General features: G+C 70.5%; 3 protein-coding genes. All 3 read right to left on the reverse strand.

Going from position 1 to position 2,738, the window contains the following annotated elements; all coding sequences use genetic code 11:
- On the reverse strand, positions 1 to 869 hold an 869-nt coding region (locus ACFW2Y_RS35410), incomplete at its 3' end, for an adenosylhomocysteinase (protein WP_384887753.1).
- Positions 862 to 1,722 (reverse strand): methylenetetrahydrofolate reductase [NAD(P)H], encoded by an 861-nt coding sequence (gene metF, locus ACFW2Y_RS35415; RefSeq protein WP_384887756.1) that lies wholly within the window; start codon positions 1,720 to 1,722, stop codon positions 862 to 864. The genes ACFW2Y_RS35410 and metF, both read right to left, overlap by 8 nt.
- Positions 1,719 to 2,738 (reverse strand): vitamin B12 dependent-methionine synthase activation domain-containing protein (locus ACFW2Y_RS35420; RefSeq protein WP_384887758.1); only part of this gene is annotated, 1,020 nt, incomplete at its 5' end. The genes ACFW2Y_RS35420 and metF, both read right to left, overlap by 4 nt.

Here is a 2,738-nt window from a genome sequence, read left to right on the forward strand (position 1 = left end):
GCCTGCAGCGCACAGATCGGGTCGATCTCGGTGACGATCACCCGCGCGCCCTGACCGCGCAGCGACTCCGCACACCCCTTGCCGACGTCGCCGTAGCCGAAGACCACCGCCGTCTTGCCACCGATCAACACATCGGTGGCCCGATTGATCCCGTCGATCAACGAATGCCGGCAACCGTACTTGTTGTCGAACTTCGACTTCGTCACCGCGTCGTTCACATTGATCGCCGGGAACAGCAAGGCCCCCTCGCGGTGCATCTCGTAGAGGCGGTGCACCCCGGTGGTGGTCTCCTCCGTCACCCCACGGATCTCCGAGGCGATCGTCGACCAGTCCAGCGCGGTGGTCTCCAACAGGCGTCGGACGACGGCCATCTCCTCGTTGGACGCCTCGGGCAGCGCACCGGTCTTCTGGTGCTCCACGCCCTTGTGGACCAGCAGGGTGGCGTCCCCACCGTCGTCCAGGATCATGTTCGGGCCGCCGGTGGGAGCATCCGCCCAGGTCAACGCCTGCTCGGTGCACCACCAGTACTCCTCCAGGGTCTCGCCCTTCCAGGCGAAGACCGGGATGCCGGCCGCGGCGATCGCGGCGGCGGCGTGGTCCTGGGTGGAGTAGATGTTGCAGGACACCCACCGCACCCGGGCACCGAGCGCCACCAGGGTCTCGATGAGCACGGCCGTCTGCACCGTCATGTGCAGCGAACCGGTGATGCGCGCACCGGCGAGCGGCTGCGCCTCGGCGTACTCACGGCGGATCGACATCAGACCGGGCATCTCGTGCTCGGCCAGCGTGATCTCCTTGCGGCCGAACGCGGCCAGGGACAGATCGGCGACCTTGAAGTCGGAGAACGCGGTGCCGGTGGACTCAGACATGTACGACGCTCCTTGCGCTGAGGATGGTTCGGTGGATTTCGAGGGCCGCCGTCGACTTGTTGAGCGTGATGTAGTGCAGGCCCGGAGCCCCCTCGTCGAGCAGCCGCAGGCCCATCCGCGTCGCGTGCTCGACGCCGATCCGGTACGAGGCGGCCGGGTCGTCCTTCGCGGCCTCCAGGCGGTGCGCCAGCTCTTCGGGGAAGGCCGCGTCGGAGAGTTCGGCGAAGCGGCGGATCTGGCGCACGTCGGTGGCCGGCATGATCTCCGGGATGATCGGGGTGTCACAGCCCGCGGCGACGACCCTGTCCCGCAGGCGCAGATAGTCCTCCGGGTCGAAGAACATCTGGGTGATGGCGTAGTCGGCGCCCGCCCGACACTTGGCGACGAAGTGGGCGAGGTCGCTCTCCGGGCTCGCGGATCGGGGGTGGCCCTCGGGGAAGGCGGCGACGCCGATCCTGAAGTCGCCGAGCGAGCGGACGAGTTCGACCAGTTCGTGGGCGTACCGGAAGCCGTCCGGATGCGGGGTCCACTCGCCGCGCGGGGCGCCCGGCGGATCGCCGCGCAGTACGAGCACGTCCCGGACGCCGACGTCCGCATAGGCGCCGACGATGGCCCTCAGCTCGGCGACCGAATGCCCGACGGCGGTCAGGTGGGCGACGGGTCGGAGGGTGGTCTCGGTGGCGATCCGCCGGGTGACCCCGATGGTCCGGTCACGGGAGGAGCCGCCGGCTCCGTAGGTCACCGACACGAAGTCCGGCTTGAGCACCTCCACGCGCCGGATCGCGTCCCAGAGGGCCTGCTCGCCCCGGTCGGTCTTCGGCGGGAAGAACTCGAAGGAGAAGGTGGGTTTCACAGGCGTCGTCCTCCCGCGTTGAAGTAGCTCGCCTCCGGGTGGTGCACGACGATCGCGTCCGTCGACTGCTCGGGGTGCAGCTGGTACTCCTCCGACAGCTCGACGCCGATCCGCTCCGGCCGCAGCAGGGCGGCGATCTTGGCCCGGTCCTCCAGGTCGGGGCAGGCCGGGTAGCCGAGGGAGTAGCGGCAGCCCTGGTAGTCGGTGCGGAGCATCCCCGCCAGGTCGGCCGGCTCCGCACTGCCGGCGATGCCCCACTCGGCGCGCACCCGGGCGTGCCAGTACTCGGCGAGGGCTTCGGCCAGCTGCACGGACAGGCCGTGGAGTTCGAGGTAGTCGCGATAGGCGTCGGCGGCGAAGAGCCGGGCGGTTTCCGCTCCGATCAGCGGGCCGACGGTGACGAGCTGGAGGGCGACCGCGTCCACCTCCCCGGAGTCCTCGGCGCGGTGGAAGTCGGCCAGGCAGAGGCGGCGGCCCCGCTGTTGGCGGGGGAAGGAGAAGCGGGTCCGCTCGCCTCCGTCCTCGTCCAGGACGATCAGGTCGTCGCCCTTGGACACACAGGGGAACCAGCCGTGGACGACGGCCGCTTCGACCAGGCCCTCCCGCTCGATCCGGTCGAGCAGCGCCCGCAGCCTCGGCCGGCCCTCCGCCTCGATGGTCCCCGCGTCCTTCAGCCCCCACTGGCCCTTGAACAGGGCGCCCTCGTCCAGCCAGGGGGCGTACTCGGCGAGCGGAATGCCGGTGACGACCTTCGTGCCGAGGAAGGGGGGTTCGGGCACCGGGTTGTCGGTGGCCACGTCCGAGCGGCCCACCGGCTCCGGCTCCCGGGCCCCGGGCAGGGGTGCGGCAGGACGCTTGGCCACCCGGCGCTGCTTGAGCGGGGGCAGCACCGCTCCCGGAACACCGCGCTTGACACCCATCAGGGCGTCCATCAGGCGCAGGCCTTCGAAGGCGTCGCGGGCGTAGCGGACTTCGCCGTGGTAGATGTCGTGGAGGTCTTGTTCGACGTAGGCGCG

This window comes from Streptomyces sp. NPDC058877 (assembly GCF_042742855.1).
Taxonomy (GTDB): Bacteria; Actinomycetota; Actinomycetes; order Streptomycetales; family Streptomycetaceae; genus Streptomyces.